This window comes from Halorubrum sp. Atlit-8R (assembly GCF_003666025.1).
GTDB lineage: Archaea > Halobacteriota > Halobacteria > Halobacteriales > Haloferacaceae > Halorubrum > Halorubrum salinarum.
In genome coordinates this window covers 1-1,201 of sequence record NZ_QPLV01000012.1, presented here as the reverse complement: position 1 = coordinate 1,201, position 1,201 = coordinate 1, and the positions used below count along the sequence as shown (strand labels likewise).

Genomic DNA, 1,201 nt, shown 5'->3' with positions numbered 1-1,201 from the left:
CGAGGCAAGCTATCGACTCTCCGAGCAAAGTATCGCGACGACCTCGACACAACATCCGGTCGTACGGCTGTTGTACGTCGTGGTGAGCCTGCTGTTACAGAACGTCTGGCGGTATTTGCACTGGGAGTACGTGGCGACGCCCCGCCGTGGGGGGCGTCGCCTCTGGGAGTGGTCGTTCAAGGAGTTCATCAATATGGTCCGTCGAGCAGCGTGGACGGCCCTCGCGACGCGTCGGGCCGTCCCCGCGAACCGGCCACCGGACGACCGGTTCCACCGGTAACTCCCGTCCGGGCTAGCCAACGGTGGGAGTGGCGACGCTGTCGCGTCGGCGGCAGCCGCCGCCGACAGCGACGGCTCTCCGCCGATCCGTCCATGATTCTCTCGTCGAGACCGCCAGTCCAACCGCTCCGCCACAGAACTCAGGCTTCAGAAACAGCTAGCCGAGGATCAGTACTTCACAAAGCCGTTTAGTTAGAAGGTCTGCTTGCAGAAGGTGTGTCTAAAACCCAGCAAGCAGACGATGAAATCCACGAGGACCAGCTCCTTAACTTCCTCGTCAACTCTCTTGACGAGGAAGTTGCTCTCTCACTCGCTGAAAACGCTGAACTCGATGCTGAAGACATCTACGAGGTCCTCGTCGGCGCCTGCGCCGACGGGACCTCGGTCTCAACGCTCTGTGAGAGAAGCGAAGATGCACCCCACGAAAACTCCGTTCTCTACCATCTCCGCACTAAATTCGATCTAGAAACGCTCGAACAGGTTGGCAACATGCTCCTCCAGAAAGACGTTCTCGACGTCCTTCCCCAGCAGGTGGAGGTCTGCGCGGACCTCCACCTGCGGCCCTACTATGGTGACGAAGACGACACGGACGGCCTGTATCACTCACAAGCGAAGCGTGGAACCACCGCGTTCCACGCGTACGCGACACTGTACGCACGCGTGAAGAACAAACGCTACACGCTGGCGGTGCGCCGTCTCGAAGACGGCGACACCGCCAGCAGTGTCCTCGCAGAGTTCCTCGGTATTCTCGACGGCCTTGACCTCGGTGTCAAGGCCGTCTATCTTGACCGCGAATTCTACGACAGCAAGTGTTTGACGCTGCTTCAGGCGCACAACCACGCCTACGTCATGCCGATCGTCCGCTGGGGACGGACGATCAAGCGAGAACTCTCAGAAGGGTGGAGTCGCGTGATTCAGCACA

Annotated in this window: 1 protein-coding gene and 1 pseudogene; both read left to right on the top strand. The window is 60.0% G+C overall.

Translation table 11 applies throughout. The annotated features are described in order from the left end of the window. A pseudogene (locus DVK05_RS16330) lies at nt 1–280 on the top strand (ISH3 family transposase); the annotation flags it as partial. A gap of 215 nt (nt 281–495) precedes the next feature. Further along, the coding region (locus DVK05_RS16325) for an ISH3 family transposase (RefSeq protein ID WP_121564935.1) at nt 496–1,201 on the top strand (706 nt) is incomplete at its 3' end.